The sequence below is a fragment of the Ancylobacter sp. genome, from assembly GCF_965249975.1.
Lineage (GTDB): Bacteria > Pseudomonadota > Alphaproteobacteria > Rhizobiales > Xanthobacteraceae > Ancylobacter.
In genome coordinates this window covers 309231-328400 of sequence record NZ_CBDFNE010000018.1, presented here as the reverse complement: position 1 = coordinate 328400, position 19170 = coordinate 309231, and the positions used below count along the sequence as shown (strand labels likewise).

The 19170-nt window shown below is 67.1% G+C and carries 19 protein-coding genes; 16 read left to right on the top strand and 3 right to left on the bottom strand.

The genetic code is table 11. The features are described 5' to 3' along the window. Window positions 1-7 precede the first annotated feature (7 nt). Window positions 8-625 carry a helix-turn-helix domain-containing protein gene (locus ACP2AH_RS14480; RefSeq protein WP_421698159.1) on the top strand — a complete coding sequence of 206 codons (618 nt, stop codon included), beginning with the start codon at window positions 8-10 and terminating at the stop codon, window positions 623-625. Window positions 626-699: 74 nt separating this feature from the next. On the opposite strand, the gene pdxA is transcribed toward ACP2AH_RS14480, so the two are convergent. The 3 genes from pdxA to ACP2AH_RS14465 all read right to left on the bottom strand — a co-directional run bounded on the left by pdxA (window position 700) and on the right by ACP2AH_RS14465 (window position 3726). After that, entirely contained in the window at window positions 700-1722 is a 1023-nt protein-coding gene (gene pdxA / locus ACP2AH_RS14475) for a 4-hydroxythreonine-4-phosphate dehydrogenase PdxA (protein WP_425106447.1), read from the bottom strand. Between the two features lie 68 nt (window positions 1723-1790). After that, complete coding sequence (locus tag ACP2AH_RS14470) at window positions 1791-2876, bottom strand: four-carbon acid sugar kinase family protein (RefSeq protein WP_425106446.1); 1086 nt, start codon at window positions 2874-2876, stop codon at window positions 1791-1793. Continuing rightward, on the bottom strand, window positions 2869-3726 hold the full coding sequence (locus tag ACP2AH_RS14465) for a DeoR/GlpR family DNA-binding transcription regulator (RefSeq protein ID WP_425106445.1): 858 nt from the start codon (window positions 3724-3726) through the stop codon (window positions 2869-2871). The genes ACP2AH_RS14470 and ACP2AH_RS14465 overlap by 8 nt, the downstream gene beginning before the upstream one ends. Before the next feature lie 411 nt (window positions 3727-4137). Between ACP2AH_RS14465 and ACP2AH_RS14460 the strand changes: the two genes are divergently transcribed. The 15 genes from ACP2AH_RS14460 to ACP2AH_RS14390 all read left to right on the top strand — a co-directional run bounded on the left by ACP2AH_RS14460 (window position 4138) and on the right by ACP2AH_RS14390 (window position 19082). Beyond that, a complete protein-coding gene (locus ACP2AH_RS14460) occupies window positions 4138-5748 on the top strand; it encodes a sugar ABC transporter ATP-binding protein (RefSeq protein ID WP_425106444.1) in 1611 nt (536 codons plus the stop codon). Continuing rightward, window positions 5745-6761 carry an ABC transporter permease gene (locus tag ACP2AH_RS14455; protein ID WP_425106443.1) on the top strand — a complete coding sequence of 339 codons (1017 nt, stop codon included), beginning with the start codon at window positions 5745-5747 and terminating at the stop codon, window positions 6759-6761. The genes ACP2AH_RS14460 and ACP2AH_RS14455 overlap by 4 nt, the downstream gene beginning before the upstream one ends. Before the next feature lie 5 nt (window positions 6762-6766). Continuing rightward, entirely contained in the window at window positions 6767-7783 is a 1017-nt protein-coding gene (locus ACP2AH_RS14450; protein ID WP_425106442.1) for an ABC transporter permease, read from the top strand. Window positions 7784-7839: 56 nt separating this feature from the next. Beyond that, window positions 7840-9063, top strand: a complete 1224-nt coding sequence (locus tag ACP2AH_RS14445; RefSeq protein ID WP_425106441.1) for a sugar ABC transporter substrate-binding protein — start codon at window positions 7840-7842, stop codon at window positions 9061-9063. Window positions 9064-9216: 153 nt separating this feature from the next. Then, window positions 9217-10260 carry a LacI family DNA-binding transcriptional regulator gene (locus tag ACP2AH_RS14440; RefSeq protein WP_425106440.1) on the top strand — a complete coding sequence of 348 codons (1044 nt, stop codon included), beginning with the start codon at window positions 9217-9219 and terminating at the stop codon, window positions 10258-10260. After that, on the top strand, window positions 10257-10811 hold the full coding sequence (locus tag ACP2AH_RS14435; protein WP_425106439.1) for a hypothetical protein: 555 nt from the start codon (window positions 10257-10259) through the stop codon (window positions 10809-10811). Before ACP2AH_RS14440 ends, ACP2AH_RS14435 begins: the two co-directional genes overlap by 4 nt. Window positions 10812-10859: 48 nt before the next feature. Continuing rightward, window positions 10860-11750, top strand: a complete 891-nt coding sequence (locus ACP2AH_RS14430) for an N-acyl homoserine lactonase family protein (RefSeq protein ID WP_425106438.1) — start codon at window positions 10860-10862, stop codon at window positions 11748-11750. Beyond that, entirely contained in the window at window positions 11747-12703 is a 957-nt protein-coding gene (locus ACP2AH_RS14425) for a 3-hydroxyacyl-CoA dehydrogenase (RefSeq protein WP_425106437.1), read from the top strand. The genes ACP2AH_RS14430 and ACP2AH_RS14425 overlap by 4 nt, the downstream gene beginning before the upstream one ends. Before the next feature lie 54 nt (window positions 12704-12757). Next, window positions 12758-14068 (top strand): histidinol dehydrogenase, encoded by a 1311-nt coding sequence (gene hisD / locus ACP2AH_RS14420; RefSeq protein ID WP_425106436.1) that lies wholly within the window; start codon window positions 12758-12760, stop codon window positions 14066-14068. After that, complete coding sequence (locus ACP2AH_RS14415; RefSeq protein WP_425106435.1) at window positions 14065-14826, top strand: SDR family NAD(P)-dependent oxidoreductase; 762 nt, start codon at window positions 14065-14067, stop codon at window positions 14824-14826. Before hisD ends, ACP2AH_RS14415 begins: the two co-directional genes overlap by 4 nt. Window positions 14827-15004: 178 nt before the next feature. Next, window positions 15005-15649, top strand: coding sequence for a TetR/AcrR family transcriptional regulator (locus ACP2AH_RS14410; RefSeq protein WP_425106434.1), 645 nt, complete (start codon window positions 15005-15007; stop codon window positions 15647-15649). A gap of 60 nt (window positions 15650-15709) precedes the next feature. After that, window positions 15710-15952, top strand: coding sequence for a hypothetical protein (locus ACP2AH_RS14405; RefSeq protein ID WP_425106433.1), 243 nt, complete (start codon window positions 15710-15712; stop codon window positions 15950-15952). 51 nt (window positions 15953-16003) lie between these two features. Further along, entirely contained in the window at window positions 16004-16999 is a 996-nt protein-coding gene (locus ACP2AH_RS14400) for a glycosyltransferase family 2 protein (RefSeq protein WP_425106432.1), read from the top strand. Window positions 17000-17013: 14 nt separating this feature from the next. Further along, complete coding sequence (locus ACP2AH_RS14395) at window positions 17014-18435, top strand: sulfatase-like hydrolase/transferase (RefSeq protein WP_425106431.1); 1422 nt, start codon at window positions 17014-17016, stop codon at window positions 18433-18435. Continuing rightward, window positions 18432-19082 carry an IspD/TarI family cytidylyltransferase gene (locus tag ACP2AH_RS14390; RefSeq protein WP_425106430.1) on the top strand — a complete coding sequence of 217 codons (651 nt, stop codon included), beginning with the start codon at window positions 18432-18434 and terminating at the stop codon, window positions 19080-19082. Before ACP2AH_RS14395 ends, ACP2AH_RS14390 begins: the two co-directional genes overlap by 4 nt. Window positions 19083-19170 lie beyond the last annotated feature (88 nt).

Genomic DNA, 19170 nt, shown 5'->3' with positions numbered 1-19170 from the left:
GATGCATATGACGCCGGAAACCGCCGAACCGACCACGCCGTCCGCGCAGAACGAGCGCGAAATCGATACGGCGCAGCGCGAGGTCGGACGCCGGATCAAGGCGTTGCGGCTGTCCAACAGCCTGACCCTGACCCAGCTTTCGGAAAAGACGGGCCTGTCGATCGGTACGCTGTCACAGATCGAGCGCGGACTGACATCGCCGACCGTGCGAACCCTGTTCGGGCTGGGCACAGCGCTTGGCGTGTCGCCGGCCTGGATTCTCGATCCCGCCGTCTCGGGCGGCGGCGAGGATCCGTTCGTCACCCGCTCCGGCCGTGGCCAGTTACTGATCAGCAATCGTGGCCTCGAGAAGGTCATCATAACCCCTCCCGCCGCTTCGCGGCTGAAGGCCTTTCTCGTCAATCTCGACCCCGGCGCGAGTTCGGGAGACGAGCCCTATTCGCATAACGGGCAGGAGGTCGGCTATGTCGTCTCCGGCTCGATGGAGCTTGAGATCGGCGACAAGAGCTATGTGCTGAACGCGGGCGACTGCTTTGCCTTCGACAGCGATATTGCTCATCGGTTCTGGAACAGCGGCAGCAAGGCAGCCTCTATTCTGTGGGTCAACGCGCCCACGTCCTCCTAGCGGCTTCGCCGCTGGTGACGCCCACAGACAATGAGCAAGGCTCGCGCCTGCGCCTGCGCGGGCGCGGGCGCGGCTCAAGCGGCGCGAGAACGCGCCAGTTCCAGCGCGAAGTCGATCGCCTCGATCAGGCTTTCCTCATTGGCGACGCCCTTGCCGGCGATGTCGAAGGCCGTGCCGTGGTCGACGGAGGTCCGGATGATCGGCAGCCCCAGGGAGATGTTGACGCCGGACAGCGCCTTCCATTCCCCGGTCGCCGGGTCCACGTCGAAGCCGAGAAGCTTCACCGGCACATGGCCCTGATCATGATACATCGCCACCACGGCATCGTAGCTGCGCCCGCGCAGCTTGACGAAGACCGTGTCGCCGGGCACCGGGCCGATCACCGTGATGTCCGAGCCCTCATAGGTCGCCACCAGCGGGGCCGTCACGTCGATATCTTCACGGCCGAAGATGCCGCCTTCGCCGGCATGCGGGTTCAGGGCGGCGATGCCGATGCGCGGATGCGGGATGCCGAGCGAACGCAGCATGGCCGCCGTCAGGTCTATGACGCGGCGAAGCCGCGCCGGCGTGAGCTTTGAGGGGACATCGGCCAGCGCGACATGCGTCGTGAGATGGCTGACGCGAAACGCGCCATGGGCCAGCATCATGACGGAATCGCGCGCGCCGGTGAGGTCGGCGAGCATGTCGGTGTGCCCGGAATAGGCGTAGCCGGCGAGATTGAGCGCCTCCTTGTTGAGCGGCGCGGTGACGAGGCCCGCAATGGCCCCGGACTGGGCGAGGCGGACCGCCTTTTCGATGGCGAGATAGGCAAGGCGGCCGCCTTCCGCGCTCATCTGGCCGAGGCGGATCGGTTCGCGCTCGATTCCGGCTGCCAGGATGGCGAGCGGCGCGGGCTGCGCGGCATCTTCAATCTCGGGGATCGGCTGTGTCGCGAGCAGGGCTTCCGCCGCGCGCAGGGCGGTCACGCTGCCGATGACGAGTAGCGACAGTTCGCCGGCCTGCAGGCGGGGCGCGAGGCGGGCGCCGGCCTTGGCGATGATTTCCGGGCCGATGCCGGCGGGATCTCCCATGGTGATGGCAAGGCGCGGCACAGCCATGAAAGCGACCTTCTTTCCAGAATGCGTCATTTGATATCAAAAGTTATCATACGTGCGCAACGGCGTTGTTAGCGGTTCTCCGACGCCTCGTCGAACAGAGTGCGCAGCAGGTCGGGACGGCCGAAGCCGCCCGACTTCGAGACCACGCGCACGCCCTCGAACCGTCCGCCGTGCAGATACGACACGGCCAGCCCCGGCTCGCGTGCGCCCTCCACCGCGAGGCTGTCAGCGCCTATGGCCTGGGCCACGTCCCGCAGCGTCTCGCCGCCCGCCACGAACAGCGTGCCGGGCGGTGGGCAATGGACGAGCAGTTGCGCAAATCGCTCGGCAATGACGGAAGCTGCCGCGGCACGCGTCCCCTCGAAGGCCACGGTGACGATGCAGGACAGGCCTTGCGTGAGACGTTCAAGAACTGCGTCGATGTCCGACGGGTCCGCCGAAAGCCGGACATGCCGGCGCGGGTCCGGCGCGGCGGCATGGTCGATCTGCCCCCGCATGACCGGATGATGCGAGCCGATGAGTGCCAGCAAGGGGCTGCGCATCCGTGCCTCCGTCGGCGGCTCGGAGGCGTGAGGCGAGGTGGGCCGAGCCCGGGCGAGCGCGGCGGCGAGACCGCCGGTGCCGACCCACAGCACGCGGCCATCCTCGCGCATCTCGCGCGCGACGATGGCATCGAGATCGGCGTCGGTCTCGGCGTCATGTACGCGGATGTCGGCATGGAGCAGCCCCGCCGTACGCAACGTGGCGGCGATGTCACCCCAAAGTGGCTGAGCGGACTCCCTCTGCCACTGGCAACCCGCCCGGGTGACCCGTCCCTGGAAGGGAAAGGCCGGAGCGACGACGAGGCGCCAGCCGGCCATCCGCGTCGAGAGCGCGGCAAGCTCCGCCGCCCAATTGCCGCGCAGGAGGCTGTCGATCTTCTTGAAGGCGGGCGCACCGTCGAGAAGCCAGTCGGCGAAGCGGGCCTGGCGGCGGATCGCATCATCGCCCTTCATCTCTCGCGTGCCCGCGTCGATCGCCGCCACGGGGGGCAGCGCACGCAAGGGGTCCCAGAGAACCGGGATCGGGCAGCGGGGCGTGGCAAAGGCGGCGGCACTGTCCAGCGCGCCGGTCAGGTCGTCGGCGAGAATGCGCAGTCCCGTGCGTTCAAACACGGCGGCGATCCTGTCGCAGCACGGGAACGACGCGCAGGACGACGTTCAGCTGCCTCAACTCTTCCAACGCCAGGGGATCGATACCGTCATCGGTGACGATCTCCTGGATGTCGGCGACATCGCAGATGGTGCAGAAGCTCGGCGCGGTGAATTTCGAGCTATCCGCCAGCACCATGACGTGCCGGGCCGCGGCAATCATCGCCTGCTTCATCGCCGCCACATCGAGCGAGGTCTCTGTCAGCGTCCTGCCGGTGATGGCATGGGTGCCGAGCAGAGCCATGTCGGCATGCAGGCTGCGCAGGAAGTCCTCCCCGGGCCGGCCGACCAGCGTCGTCGATCCCGGCCGCACCGTGCCGCCCGGCACGATGAGATGCACCTCCGGGGCGTCGGCCAGCACCTGGGCGATGGCGAGGCTGTTGGTCACGGCGGTCAGCGGGAGCCGCCGGGCGGCGACGGCGCGCGCCACAGCAAGCACCGTCGTGCTGGCGTCGAAAATCACGCTCTGTCCGGGCCGGAGCTCCTCGGCGACGGCGGCAGCGATGGCGTTCTTTTCCTCGCGCCGCAGCTGCGCGGCGAGGGCGATGTCGGGCTCGAACGTGGCGCGCGCGGTGCTCTGCAGCAGGGCGCCGCCATGGGTGCGTTCCAGCGCGCCCTGCTTCACTAGATGTTCGAGATCGCGGCGGATGGTCGATGGCGAGGCGTTGATGGCATCGGCCAATTCCTGGATGCCCGCCGCGCCCTCGCGCCGAAGGCGTTCCAGGATGAGCGCTCGCCGTTTCGCCGGAATCATCTCCACGCGCCCACGCGGCGCCTCCTCGCCGCCGTCACCCTGGCTTTCGCGACTGTTCATGGCGCCTCCGTACCGCTGTGCGGGAGTGTCCGCGACGTGGGATGATCGATTCTGGAAGATTTTGACGGTTTTCGCGACGGTTTCCTACTGGCGTCGGCACATTTCCAACGCCTGGGTGCTTTGGGAAGCCGGTGCTCGGCAACCCTCCCGCGCTCGGCCGCAGGGCCTTTCTCCTGCGTGAGCCCTCTACGGAGAAAAGGTGGCTCCAAGGCGCCTGTCCCTCCCGAAAGGGTGCGGAAGTTATCCCCACAGGTTCAATGGGTTGAGGCGTAGGTCCGGCCGCAGGCCTTCTAGTGTCGCGACAAAATCGACCGAGGGCGCTTGACCGGGATCGGAAACGTCGTCAACAATGAGAACGTTCTCAGAGAACGTTCCCGTTAGTGGAGCGGCTCCGGGCACGGGAGGACTCACATGATCGACGCCACAGGTCGCCCCGACACCGGGGAGCGGCACCCTTCGTCTCGCGAAATGCGCGCCTCTGGCGTCAGCAAGTCCTATGGCGCGACCGTCGCGCTCGAACACGCGGATATCGCGCTGAAGGCCGGCGAGGTTCATGCGCTGCTCGGCGAAAACGGGGCGGGCAAGTCCACGCTCGTGCGCATCTTCACCGGCGCGGTTATCCCGGATCGTGGCGAGATGCGGCTGCACGGCGAGACCTACGCGCCGCGTTCCATCATCGAAGCGCGCAAGCGCGAGGTCGCCACGGCGTTTCAGGAGCTGAGCCTCGTCCCCAATCTGAGCGTGGCGCAGAATTTCCTGCTGCCGGCTCTTGCGGGGCGTGGTTCGCCGCTCATCTCGCATCGCCAGGTCATCGCCCGTGGCGCGGAAATCCTGCAACGTCACGGGCTCGCGCGTATCGATCCGGCCGCGCGCGTCGGCGATCTGCCGCTCGCCGAGCGCCAGCGCATCGAGATCGCCCGCGCGATCGAGAATGCCGGCCGCGTGCTGATCCTCGACGAGCCGACCGCCTCGCTGGCCGAGACGGACTGGCTGTTCGAACAGATCGGCAAGGCGCGGGCGCGGGGCGTCGCCATTCTCTACATCTCGCATCGGCTCGCCGAAGTGCGGGAAATCTGCTCGTCGGCGACCGTGCTGCGCAATGGCCGCTCCATCGGTACGGTGGGCCTCGGCAGCGCCAGCGACGGCGACATTTTCGAGATGATGGTCGGCCACCGGGTCGAGCATGCACGCCGTCCCACGCGGGTGGCGGACCCGGCCCGCGCGCCGCGTCTTGCCGTCGAGAATCTGGCCGGACACGGGCTGCGCGGGGTTAGCCTGCACCTCGGAGCGGGCGAAATACTCGGCGTCGCCGCGCTGGAAGGCCAGGGTCAGCGCGGTCTGTTCCGCCTCCTCGCCGGGCTGGAGACGCCGACCGATGGCGTGATCCGCGTCGACGGAAAGGTGGCCGCCTATCGCAGCCCGCGCGCCGCGCTGCGCTGCGGCTCGGGCATCAGCTATCTCCCGGAGGAACGCAAGACGGAGGGCATCCTCGCCGGCCTGTCGGCGGCCACCAATGTGGTTCTGCCGCTCCTGCCGCGCGTGGGCCGGGCGGGGTTCATCGGCCGGCGCGACGAGGAAAAGGCGGCGCAGCCTTCGGCGGACCAGGTGGCGCTGAACCCGCGCTATCTCGGCTTCGCCATCGGCGACCTCTCCGGCGGCAATCAGCAAAAGGCACTGATGGCGCGCACACTGGCCACCGGCGCGCGCACGCTGCTGCTGTTCGACCCCACGCGCGGCGTCGATGTCGGCACCAAGGAATCCATCTATGCCGCCATCCGCGCCTTTGCCGAGCGCGGCGGTTCGGTTCTCTTCTATTCCTCGGAACTGCCGGAGATCGTCCAACTGGCTGATCGCTGCCTCGTTCTCTATGGCGGGCAGGTGTTCCGCGAGCTGCAGGGTGACGACATCGCCGAGCAGACGCTGGTGGCGGCGATGATCGGCCATGACCCGCATGCGCCGGCCGGCCGTGCGCCCGCCCCCTCCGCCACCCCCGCCCACGTCGTCGCGGAGAATGCCCGATGAGCGACATCGCCACTGCGGGCGCCTCAGGGTCCGCCCCTACCGCTGTTCGTTCGGGCTTGGCCTCGCGTCACCGTCTCTGGCGGCTGACGCAGGGCGCCGGCCTGATCTTCGGTCTCTACGTGCTGCTCTATGCACTTTATGCCTACCAGCAGCCGCGCGCGCTCGACAGCTACGCCATCGCCGCACTGATGAACAACACGGCCCCGCTGGCGCTCGCGGCGGCCGGGCAGACGCTCGTGGTGCTGAGCCGCGGCTTCGATCTCTCGATCGCGGGTGTGATCTCGCTCACCAATGTCGTGCTCGCCGTCTATCCCCTGGAAGGGCCGGGCGGTGCGCTGCTCTCGCTGCTGCTCTGCCTCGCCATCGGCGGTGCCGTGGGGGCGGTGAATGGCTGGCTGGTGGCCTATCTCCGGCTCCAGTCCATCGCCGCCACGCTGGCGACCATGATCATCTGCCAGGGCATCGCGCTCGTCATCCTCAACGCGCCGGGTGGGGCGGTCTCCGACTGGATCGCCGACGAATTGACCGGGCGGCTGTGGGGTTTCGTGCCGGTGTCGGGGCTGGTGGTCGCCGTGGTGATCGGGCTCTGGCTGCTGGTGCGTCGCACCAACTATGGGGTCGCGCTCTATGCCATCGGCGCCGACGAGCCCGCCGCCGCTCTCTCCGGCGTGAATGTGAGGCGCACCCGCTTCCTCACCTTCGTCGCCGCCGGCATGCTGTACGGCCTCGCCGGGCTGATGCTGAGCGCGCAGACGGCGACCGGCAATCCCAATTCCGGCACGCCGCTGCTGCTGCTGTCCTTCGCCGCCGTGGCGCTGGGCGGCACATCGCTGAGCGGCGGACGCGGCGGGCTGTTCGCCTCGGTGATGGGGGCGGCGACGCTCACCCTGTTGCAGAAGGTGCTGTTCTCCAGCGGCGTCTCCTCCTTCTACACCGGCCTGTTCCAGGGCGTGGTGCTGATCGTGGCCGTGGTCTTCAGCGGCCTGCTGACCCGGATCGGAGAGCGGAAATGACGGTCATGAACGACAATCCGACCGCGCAGACCCGCTTCCAGCAGAAGGCCGACACACGGCGTAGCGCGCGCATCAGCGCCGAGACGGTGAGCACGCTTGCGGTGGCGATCCTGTGCGTCGTGCTGCTCGTCGGCGCACGCTTCATCAGCCCCTCGCTCGGCTCCTGGTCGCAGGTGGAAACGGTGCTGGTGCTCGGCTCCTTCCTGGTGGTGCTGTCCTTCGGGCAGGGACTGGTCATCCTCACCGGCGGGCTCGACCTGTCGCTGCCGGCAGTGGCCACGCTGGGCGGCATCCTCGCCACCAATTGGATCGGCGCCAGCGATCCCGGCGCCTGGTATCTGCTCCCGCTGGTGCTGCTGGCCTGCGGGTGTGTCGGATTCCTCTCCGCCGCCGGCATCGTCTGGCTGAAGGTGCCGCCCTTCATCATGACGCTGGCGATGTCGATCATCGTGTCCTCGCTGCTGCTGGGCTACACCAAGGGCACGCCGCGCGGCGCCGCCCCCGACGCGGCGGTGGCGCTGATGAAGGGCCATGTTCTCGGCCTGCCGGCGCCCGTCCTGTTCCTGGTCGCCTTCGTGCTGCTGGGCTGGCTGTTCCAGAGCCGCTCGATCTATGGCCGCTATCTCTATGCCATCGGCACCAATGTGGACGCGGCGCGCATTGCCGGCGCCCCGGTCACGGCGATGCGCATCCTGCCCTATGTGGTCAGCGCGGTCAGCGCCGGTTTCGCCGGCCTGATGCTGGTGGGCTATTCCAGCGGCGCCACGCTGCGCATGGGCGACAGCTATCTGTTGCCGTCCATTGCGGCGGTGGTGATCGGCGGCTCCTCCATCCTCGGCGGACGCGGCACGTTTCTCGGCACGGTGGGCGGGGCGATCCTGCTGACCACGCTCGGCACCATCATCTCCGCCATCGGCCTCGAATTCGGCCTGCGCACCATCATTGAGGGCGCCATCGTGCTGGTGGCGCTGCTGCTCCTGCGCGAGGAGCTTTTCCAGAAACTCGGCTCTCTCTGGCGTTGATCCCGGGCGAGCGAGACGAACGACAAGAACACGCAAGATACCAGGAGGAAACGACGATGATATCGACGCTGCTCAAGACTGCGACCGCCGCCCTGTTGCTTGGGGCGGCCTGCATGGCGGCCATCCAGCCGGCGCAGGCCGCGGGCCCCAAGGACGGAAAGAAATACAAGATCTATCTGAGCCTCAGCTATTCCGGCAATGCCTGGCAGTCCGAGGCCGCCAACATCGTCAAGGCGCTGGCGGCGACGCCGCCCTATAATGACATGGTCGAGCTGAAGGAGGTCATCTCCGGTGCCGACCCGCAGGCGCAGATCTCCGCCTATGAGAGCATGATCGACGCGGGCGCGGACGGCATTGTCAGCTTCCCGATCTCCGCTACCGCGCTCAACCGCACCATCAAGCGCGGCTGCGAGCAGGGCGTGCTGTTCTTCATGTACGACGCCACCGTGACCGAGAGCTGCGCCTACAATGTCAGCTATCTGTCCTCCGGCTTCGGCGAGAACTCGGCGCAGGCGCTGGTCAATGCGCTCGGCGGCAAAGGCAAGATCTTCCTGTCGCGCGGCGTGCCCGGCAACTCGGTCGACCAGCGCCACACCGATGGCGCCAAGCACATCTTCGCCAAATATCCCGGCATCGAAGTAGTCTCCGAGTATTACTCGTTCTGGGACGACCGCACGACCCAGCAGGAGACCGCCAAGGCTCTTGCCGCGCACCCGGATGTTCAGGGCATCTGGGCGCAGGCCGGCGAGTACGGCGCCATCCAGGCGCTGCTCGACAAGGGCGGAAATCTCGTGCCGGTCACCGGCGAGAACTCCAACGGCTTCCGCCTCGCGCTGGCCGATCCGGCGATGCAGGCCAAGGGGCTGACCGGCGTCTCGGCCGGTTCGCCGCCGGCGCAGTCGGGCTATGCCTTCAAGCTGATGATGGAAATCCTCACCGGCAAGCGCGAACTCAAGCCGACGAACATCGAATACCCGCTGCCCTGGGTTCCCGCCGATAAGGTCAAGCTGTGCGCGGGTGAGAAATTCGAGGACGGCTGCAACGTCTTCCCGAAGGATCGCGTGCCGTCCTCCTTTGTCACGGAAGTGCTGAATCCCGTCCTGCTGCCCGAGCTGAACATCGACTCGGCGCTGAACGGCACCCCGGTGAAGGGCGCGACCATCCAGCCGCTGCCGGCCGAGATCGTGAAGGCCGCCAATGAGCCGGGCATCAATTGCGGGCGCTGCGAGGCGGCCAAGGACCAGTACAAGCTCACCAAGGTTGCGCCGACCGTGAACTGAGGCGGCGGGAACGACTTCTGCCCGGCGCCGACAGGTGCCGGGCAGCCCCGGATGCCCGAACAGGGTGGCGCGGCATGCCGGTTACGAACGAAACTGCTTCCTGCCGCAGCGGAATGACAGGAACGCCAGCGATGGCGAGACAGGAGACAGGCCTTGAGCGACGTACAACGAGACAAGGGACGACGGGTGACGGTGAAGGACCTCGCACGCGATCTCGGCATGTCGGTCTCGACGGTCTCGCGGGCCTTCTACCCGGACGCCGTCGTCGCCTCGGAGACGCGCCGGCTGGTGCTGGAGCGGGCCGCTGCGCTCGGCTATCGCCCCAATCCCTTCGCCCAGAGCCTGATCACCAAGAAGACCCAGATCGTCGGCATGGTGGTCTCCGACCTGACCAACCCGTTCTATCCCGAAGTCATGACCGAGATGACGGCGATGCTGCAGGAGGCGGGCATGAATGTCATGCTCTCCGCCGCCAACCAGCCGGAGAAGATCGACGACGCAGTCGACCTGCTGCTGACCTATCAGCCGGACCTCGTCATCGTCCTGGCCGCCAACATGGCCTCGCACGCCCGCGAGAAATGCGAGGGCGCCGGGGCGCCATGCATCTTCTTCAACCGCCTCTCCGCCGATGGCCTCGGCTTCGGCGTGACCTGCGACAATGAAGCGGGTGGCCGGCGGGTCGCCGACCACCTGATCGACAGCGGTCACCGGCATCTCGCCTATGTCTCGGCCTTTCCCGGCGCTTCCACCAATGTGGAGCGCGGCAAGGGATTCTGCAGCCGGGCGGTGGAACGCGGCTTCGCGCCGCCGGTCGTGATCGAGGCCGGTCGCTTCAGCTACGAGGCCGGCTATGCCGCCGGGCTCGCGGCGGCGAAGGCGGAACGCCCGCTCGACGGGGTGTTCTGCGCCAATGACATCGTCGCCATCGGCTTCATCGCCGGGGTGCAGGAAAGCGGGCGGTTTCGTGTGCCGGACGACATCTCGGTCGTCGGCTTCGACAACATCACCATGGCCGGCTGGCCCTCGCATCTGCTGACGACGGTCGCGCAGCCGCTGGGGGGGATGATGGAGGCGACCGTCAGCCTCGCCCGCGAGCTCGCCGTCGACCGCGGTCAGGACCCGCACATTCTGCGCCTGCCGCCCGGCGAGCTGATCGAGAGAAACACCACGCGAAATCGCGAGGGAGGAACCCGATGACGGTGCAGCGACGCGCTCTTTTCGACCGCCTGACCAGCGTGCACCGCCCGGACTGCGCCCTCTTTGCCGATGGGCCGCTGCCGATGCCGGTCGCCGGGCCAGACGATCTGGCCCCCTTGCTCGGCTCGGATCAGGCGGCCCGCTATGCCGAGGCGTGCCGTCCGGTGTTCGAGGATCTGCGTCGGGTTGTCGGCCAGCTGGCGGGGTTGATGATCCTGGCGCAGCTCACCGACTCGTCGGAGGTGGCCGGTCTTGGTGAACTCGCCAGCTGCCGGCAGCGCTTCGCCGAAGCGGGCGAGCGCATCCGGCAGCTTGTCGCCCCCGGCGCCCTTGAGCCGCACCGGGAGCAGCTCGTTGCCGCGCATGCTTTTTCCGGCCTTGCGCTGGGAACGTTCTCCGAGCTTCGCCCGCGCGGCAATAACGAGGCCGCCTTCGACACCATCTCCCGCCATGTGCGCCGCGCCTACGCGCATCTCAGCGCCGCCACCGCTGAAAAGGCCGGGCTCGCCATGGTGGACCTGTCCCATGCCTGTTGCTCCTGCGGGCGCTGAGCGGCCCGTCGGAAGAAAGACAAAAGAACCAAAGGAAGGAAACGAGCCATGTCCGACTATTCGATCTGGGTGTGCGAATATTCCTATGTGAAGAACTACCACAAGAGCGGCGTGCTCTATGGCGCGCACAACCAGGGTTTCGTGAAGCTTCCCTATTGCTACGTCGTCATCAAGGGCCGTGATCATGTGGCCATGGTCGATGTCGGCTATAACGACAAGGAATATGGCAAGGTTCTGGGTGATCGCTTCGGCGTGGAGAACTGGCGCAACCCCACAACGGTTCTGGCCGAAGTCGGCGTGAAGCCGGAAGAGGTGGACACCTGCTTCATCACCCACGCGCATTTCGACCATTTCGGCAATGTCGAGGACTTTCCGAACGCCAAGTTCTACATTCAGGAGCGCGAGATCGCGAAATGGGTGTGGGCGATGTCGCTGCCCGACCGCCTGCGCTGGATGATGGTGGCGGTCGATCCCGGCGACATCGTGCGCGGTGCCGATCTTGCCCGGCAAAAGCGCCTCGTCACGGTCAACGGCGCTTTGAGCGATGTGCTGCCCGGCATCGATCTGCACGCGGCCGATGACAGCCACACCTGGGGTTCGATGTGGGTCACGGTGCGCAATGACGGACAGGCGCAGTCACAGGACACATGGGTGCTCGCCGGCGATCTCGTCTATGTCTTCGAGAACATCCATGGCCCGGGCGCGGCCGTCGACGAGAAGGAAGTCTACACGCCGGTGGGCCTCGCGGTCGGCAGCCAGGCCAATCTGGTGCTCGCCACCGAGGCGATGATGAAGCAGGTCGGCTACGACTCGCACCGCGTCATCCCGGTGCATGAAGAGCGGCTGCGCGACACCTTCCCCTCGCGCATCACCCGGGAAGGCCTGCGGATCACCGAGATCTGCCTCGCCGATGGCGAGACGTCGAAGGTGTCGGCATGACCGGCCCTGCTACGTCCCCGACCCCCGTGATCGCCATCGTCGGCGCCGGCCTGGTCGGCTCCGGCTGGGCGCTGGTGTTCGCCCGCGCCGGGCTGCGGGTCCAGATCTTCGATCCCGTCGCCGAGGTCCGCGCCCGCATCCTGCCCTGGGCGCGGGAGAGTGCGGCCGCGCTGGCCGAGGCCGGCCTGATCGCGGATGTCGGGGCGGTGATCGGCCGGCTGCAGGTGGTCGATACGCTTGAAGCGGTGCTCGACGGCGCCGCCTATGTGCAGGAATCGGTCTTCGAGCGCGTGGAGGTGAAGACCGACATCTGCCGTGCCATCGACGCCCTCATGGCGCCGGACACGATCGTCGGCTCGTCCTCATCAGGCATTCCCGCCTCGCGCTTCACCGAAGGCTGCGCCCATCGCGGGCGCTTCCTGATCGCCCATCCCGTCAACCCGCCGCATCTCGCCCCGGTGGTCGAGCTGGTGCCGGCGCCCTGGACCGATGCCGATGCGCTGGAAGGCGCGCGCGAACTGATGCACGCGGTCGGGCAGGTGCCGGTAACGCTCACCCGCGAGATCGACGGGTTCGTTCTCAACCGCCTTCAGGGGGCGCTGCTCAACGAGGCCTGGGCGCTCTATGACGAGGGCTATGCCAGCCTCGCCGACATCGACGCCACGATTTCGCACGGGCTCGGGCTGCGCTGGGCCTTTATGGGCCCGTTCGAGACGATCGACCTGAACGCGCCCGGCGGCATTGTCGACTATGCGGCCCGGCTCGGCGGCATGTACCACGCCATGGCGCAGAGCCGCACGCCGCGCGCCTGGCCGGAGGAGACCATTCGCCGCGCCGGCGCGGAGCGCCGTGCGGCCTTACCGGAAGCCGATCTCGCCGCGCGTCGCGCCTGGCGCGACAAGGCGCTCACCGGCCTCGCCGCCTTCAAGAAGGCCAGCGGGCTCGCCCCCTAGCCCCGGCTGCCTCTTCCCGCCTTCGCGACACATGCAAACGTAAGGACCAGTACCATGGCCGTAACCTATTTGAAGCGCGGCAAGCCCGCCGATGAGCGCTCGCAGGACGACCGCAAGGTTCGTGAGACGGTCGAGACGATCCTCGCCGACATCGAGGCGCGCGGCGATGCGGCGGTGCGCGAATTGTCGGAGAAGTTCGATCGCTATTCGCCGCCGGCCTTCCGTCTGACGCTGAGCGAGATCGAGGCGCTGATGGCGCGGGTGTCGGCGCGGGATATGGAGGACATCCGTTTCGCGCAGGAGCAGGTGCGCAATTTCGCCCAGGCCCAGCGCAGTTCGATGACCGATATCGAGATCGAGACGCTGCCCGGGGTCATCCTCGGCCACAAGAACATACCGGTGCAGTCGGTCGGCTGCTATGTGCCGGGCGGCAAGTTTCCGATGGTCGCCTCGGCGCATATGTCGGTGCTCACCGCCTCCGTGGCCGGCGTGCCGCGCATCGCCGCCGCCACCCCGCCCTTCAAGGGCGAGCCGAACCCGGCGGTGATCGCCGCCATGCATCTGGGCGGCGCGCATGAGATCTATGTGATGGGCGGCATCCAGGCCGTCGGCGCCCTGGCGATCGGTACCGAGACCATCGCGCCCGTCGACATGCTGGTCGGCCCCGGCAATGCCTATGTCGCCGAAGCCAAGCGCCAGCTCTATGGCCGCGTCGGCATCGACCTGTTCGCCGGCCCGACCGAGACCATGGTGATCGCCGACGACACGGTGGATGGCGAGATCTGCGCCACCGACCTGCTCGGGCAGGCCGAGCACGGCTACAATTCGCCGGCCGTGCTGGTCACCAACAGCCGCCGGCTGGCCGAGGACACGCTGGCGGAGATCGACCGCCTGCTCGGGCTCCTGCCGACCACGGAAACCGCGACCAAGTCCTGGGCCGATTATGGCGAGGTGATCCTGTGCGACACCCATGAGGAAATGCTGGAGGTCGCCAACGACATCGCCTCAGAGCACGTCCAGGTCATGACCGACCGCGACGACTGGTATCTCGCCAATATGCACTCCTATGGCGCGCTGTTCCTCGGCCCGCGCACCAATGTCGCCAATGGCGACAAGGTGATCGGCACCAATCACACGCTGCCGACTCACAAGGCCGGGCGCTATACGGGCGGTCTCTGGGTCGGAAAATTCCTGAAGACGCACAGCTACCAGAAGATCACCACCGACGAGGCGGCGGCGATGATCGGCGCGTACGGTTCGCGGCTGTGCCTGCTGGAAGGTTTCGTCGGTCACGCCGAGCAGTGCAATGTGCGTGTGCGCCGCTATGGGCGCAAGAACGTGCCCTATGGCGAGGCGGCGGAATGAGCGCTGCTCTGCCGTCGTTCCGGCTCGACGGACGCCGGGTGCTGGTGACGGGCGCGGGGCGAGGCATCGGCCTCGCCATCGCGCAGGCCTGCGCCGCCTCCGGCGCGGAGGTGACGCTCTGCGCCCGTTCGGCGGGCGAGATCGGCGCGGCGGCCGACGAATTGCGGGCGCAGGGCCTGAAGGCTGAGGCGTTGCCGGCCGATGTCACCGATGTGGAAGCGTTTGCCGCGCTCATCGCGGCGCGCCCGGCGTTTTACGTCTTCGTCAACAATGCCGGCATGAACCGGCCCAAGCCGCTCGCCGAGGTCACGGTGGAGGATTACGACGCCGTGCTGGGGCTGAACCTGCGCAGCGCGGTGTTCGCCGCCAAGGCTGTGACCGCCGCGATGATCGCGGCGGGGCGGGGCGGATCGGTGATCAACATGTCCTCGCAGATGGGGCATGTCGGTGCGGCCAACCGCACGATCTACTGCGCCTCGAAATGGGGGCTGGAGGGCTTCACCAAGGCGCTGGCGGTGGAACTGGCGCCCCATCGCATCCGCGTCAACACCATCTGCCCGACCTTTGTCGAGACGCCGATGACGGAGCCCTTCTTTCGCGACCCGGCCTTTCGAGCCGACGTGTTGCGGAAGATTCCTCTCGGGCGGGCAGGGCGCGTTGATGAAGTGGCCGCAGCGGCGGTGTTCCTCGCTTCGGATGCTGCGTCTTTGATGACGGGCAGCGCGCTGATGTTGGATGGCGGCTGGACAGCTTTGTGAAGGCTACCGCGCGTTACTGGTGCTGATTGGGGGTCTCCTCGACCGAAGGACGGCACGAGTGCGCGATCGAAGTGGCGGCGGTCGAGGAAAGGAGGGCTGTGTGAAATGCACAGCGGCGACTTGATCGCCCGGCGCCACCTCATTATGACTGACGGTCAGTCATAATGAGGTTTCACGAATGGCATCCCGTCGCGGCACGAGCCAGGATCGGGCGGGCGACATCCTCGCCGCCGCCGCCCGGCTCTTTCGGGAAAGAGGCTTCAAGTCGGTTTCCATTGACGAGATCGCTCAAGGAGCCGGCATCGCCAAGGGCACTTTCTACCTTTATTTCAAGACCAAGGATGATCTGCTGGCAAAGCTGGCGGAACTCGTGGTCGAGGATATGGTGCAGGCCGCGGAAACCGCCGGCCGAGCCGATAGCGGGGCGATCGATCGCTTCTGCGCAGCGGTGCTTGCCATGCAGAGTGTGGACCGGAGCGAGCACTATCTGGCCGATGCGCTCAATCATCTCGAAAACAGCGGCCTGCACGAATTGACGAACAGGGCTCTCGTGCGCCGGATGGCCCCAGTTCTTGCCGCCATCGTCGATCAAGGCCAGCGGGACGGTGACTTCAACGTCGAGGATGCGCAGGCGACTCTTGAGTTCTTGCTTGCGGGTCAGGCCGCGCTCCTTGGCGGCGGGGGCTTCCAGTGGTCGCCTGCGGAACACGCCGCGCGACTGCGCGCGACCTTCATCATCATCGAGCGGTCCCTTGGCGCTCCGGTGGGGGCGCTGGTGGAGCGATTTTCCGCTCTTGGAATTGGCAGGGAGGGCAGGAATTGACCGCCTCAACCGAAAGTTACTTCCTTTCGTTCTCCACGATGGAACTGGGAAACTAGTGTGATGAGTACCGTGATCATTGAGAAATATGTCGACGGCATCTGGGTCGAGAAGATCCAGCTTCCCGCCGCGCCACTGCGGTTTCTGGCGGGGCTGTTGCCGGACCGCGCCCGTCACGATTTGCGCCGCCATGGCTTGGATGTCGAAGCGCTGCTGTATGACGCATCCTCCTCCTCTGACCCGCACTGGATGGATATCGAAGAGAAGAAGGTCGCAAAGCGCATTCGCATTTCGCGCCGGGACTGATCTGATTGCCGCCGCGTCTCTGGGCCGGCGCGTCCTCTCTTGTGCCGCGGTATGGCATTGTGGAAAGCTCTGTGTCTGCGCGGGGACGTGGATAGCGGCGCGTCCTCATCGCGCCTAAGGAAGCGAACCGCCCCTCGGAACCCGCCGGCGATGAAGATCATCTGCATCACGCAGCTTCGGAATGAGGAGCGCTTCCTCCCCGGCTTTCTCCATCACATCGCGCCGCATGTGGACGGCATTGTCGCGCTTGACGAGGGCTCGACCGACGCCACGCCCGATCTTCTTCGCGCCGTGCCGAAAGTGATTTCGGTGCTGAACGAGCGCCGTCCCGCGCCACCCCATGCGCATGAATCGCAAAACCGGCACCGCCTGATTCTCGAAGCGGCGCGGTTGGGGGCGGACTGGGTGATCTGCGGCGATGCCGATGAGCGTTACGAAGAACGTTTCCTGCGCCGCCTGCGGCCGGTTCTCGAACGGCGCGAGGCGCGGGGGCAACAGGTGCTCGCCGTCAAAATCGTTAATCTCTGGAACAGCCGCAGCGAGTATCGGATCGACGGGCCGTGCGGGCCACGCTGGACGCCCCGCCTATTCAGGATTCCGCACACCGTCACCCGGCGCCCCGATCGCATGCACCAGCCCTGGTTCCCGCCCGAGCTGGACGGCGCCGCGCGCGGGTTCGTTCCCGCCTTCCTCTATCATCTCAAGATGATCGAGCGGCGCGACCGCGAGACGCGCCACGCCAAGTTCATGGCCGTCGATCCCGACGGCGAGCATCAGGCGGTCGGCTATGGGCATCTCATCGACGAGAGTGGGCTGACCCTGCGCCGCGTACTGCCGTTCAAGAGCTGTGTCGACCTGCCACGCGAGGCCTCGACGCCCCCGCCCGAGCCCCCCGCGCTGAAGGGATGCCTGGCCGATCCCGCCTTCGTCGAACGGTTCCGCATCGACACCGCCCGCCGTGCGCCGGCGGACGGGGGGGCCTGGCCGCATTTCTACGGTCTCGATTTCGAGACGCTCTTTGCCGAAAGGCGGGCCGCCGCAAGATGAACCATCGCTCTCCCGTGCCGGCCCGGCCGAAGAATCTTTTCGTCTTTCACCTCGAAAGCACATCGTGGCAGACCTTCAACGCCTTCCCGGAGGCGTTTCCGCACCTGCGCGCGCTGATGGCCGAGGCGCGGACCTATCGGCGCCATTATTCCTCCGCCACGTCTACCCAGATGGTGATGGCGGCGTTTCTGCACGGCAATGACTTCGAGATGGACGGCGCGGCGGGGCTGGCGCGGCCGGTGGGCAACAATCCGAGCCTGTTCACCCAGCTTGCGGCGCGTGGCTATGAGACGTCGTTCCTCTGCGCTTCTGCCTATCCCCGACTGCCGATCCTGCATCTCTTCAACACGTCGCTGCCGGAGGCGTGGAAGACGAACGACTTCGCCACGCTGCTCCAGGCGTTTGAGCAGCGGACCGCGCAGGGGCCGTTCGCGATCTATGTGTGGTGCCAGCTCCCCCATATCGAGGCGGACCTCGCCCTGGCCTCGCATGCGCGCCATCTCGACGAGCTGTTCGAGGGCAGCTGCGCCGCCACCGACACGCTGCTCGGCGCCATGCTTGAAATCCTGCGCCGGGCCGGTGCGCTGGAGCACACCACCACCCTCGTCTATGGCGACCACGGCGATGACCACGGCACGCACGGCTTCAAGACGGGGCTTCTGCACGCGGTCGAGCCCTATCCCGCTTTGATCCACACGCCCCTCGTCATTCGCGATGAGCGTCTGCCCATCGGCAGCGATGGCCGTCTTGTCAGCACGGTCGATCTCGCGTCCACCTGCCTCGACCTTCTGGGCATAGAGGGTGATTGGCCCTTCCCGCATTCGGGCCGCAGCCTGCTGGCCGAAGGGGCTCGCACCGTTGCCTTCGCGCAGAACCTCACCGCCAGCCAGGCCGACATGGACGGCTGGGACGTGAAGAAGGGCTTCGCGGCGCTCGACCATTCCCATGCACTGCTGGTGACCGCGCGTGGGATGCAATTGTTCAATCACCGGCTCGATCCCGGCGGCCACCACAACCTCTTGCACCATTTCGATGTCGGTAATGGCGGACGCGTGTTGCCGATCGATCTACCGAGGCCCCAGCATCAGCACTTCAGAACGCAGCGCCATCTGTGGCGATCCGGGGCGTTGCAGGAGGATGTCGCCCGTCTGCGCGACGCGCTGCATGCCCATGTCGCCGCGAAGAATGCCCATGCGCGCGAACGGCAGGCCAACGCCTCCATGCTTCTCGACCTCGCCGCCTTCGACAGGCTGGATCGCGCGGGACGCGAAGCGTTCCTGGGCTGTGCGCCCCCGAGGCCTCCGGATTACAGTGTTCCGCCTGCCTGGCCTTCCTCCGCAGCCGGGCCGACAGGCGCGAGGAAGCGCCCCCGCTGGAAAAAGTGGCTGCCGCGCATGTTTCAACCCCGTCCAAAGCGCTTGGGGGTCCGCTCATGAAAATCCAGGGTCTCCTGCAGGCGGCGGGCAGCGGCACGCGGCTCGGGCGTGGACCGAAGGCGTTCGTCGCGCTGGCCGGGCGAACGCTGCTTGAGCGCGCGGTGGACCAATTGCTGCCCGAAGTCGATTCCATCATCGTCGCGGTAGCCGCGGCGGATCTGGAGCGTGCCCGCGCCCTCATCGGCGATGAGCGGGTGGCGTTCGTGGAAGGGGCGGCCACGCGCAGCGCTACCACGCGCCGCCTGATGGCGCAGGCGACGGCGCCCTGGCTTATCCTGCACGACGTGGTCCACCCCTTCGCCGCGCCGGAACTGCTGCGCGCGCTGGTGCAGCAGGCGCATGTGAGCGGGGCTGCCGCGCCGGGCCTCGTCAATGCCGAGTTCCTGTACACCCGCAACGGCGAGCTGCTGCACCCGCCGGGCGCCGTGCTCATAGGCCAGAAGCCGGTTGCGTTCCGGCGCGACGCCGCCTGTGCCGGCTATGAGACGCTGCCGGAAGATGGGCTCGACAGCGATCCCAGCTTTCTCGACATTCTCGCGCTTGGTGGGGTCAAGACCGCCTTCGTGCCCGGCAGCGCCGTCAATCTCAAGATCACCACGCCCGACGACCTCAAGCTGGCGGAGGCGTTGATGGCCGTAGCCGGCTGAGCGTTCGCAAACCCGTCCGCCCGCGCCGGCGGTTGCGGGCTGCTGTCTCCTCGCGGAGAATATCGGCGCGCGGACGGTCGCTCGACCT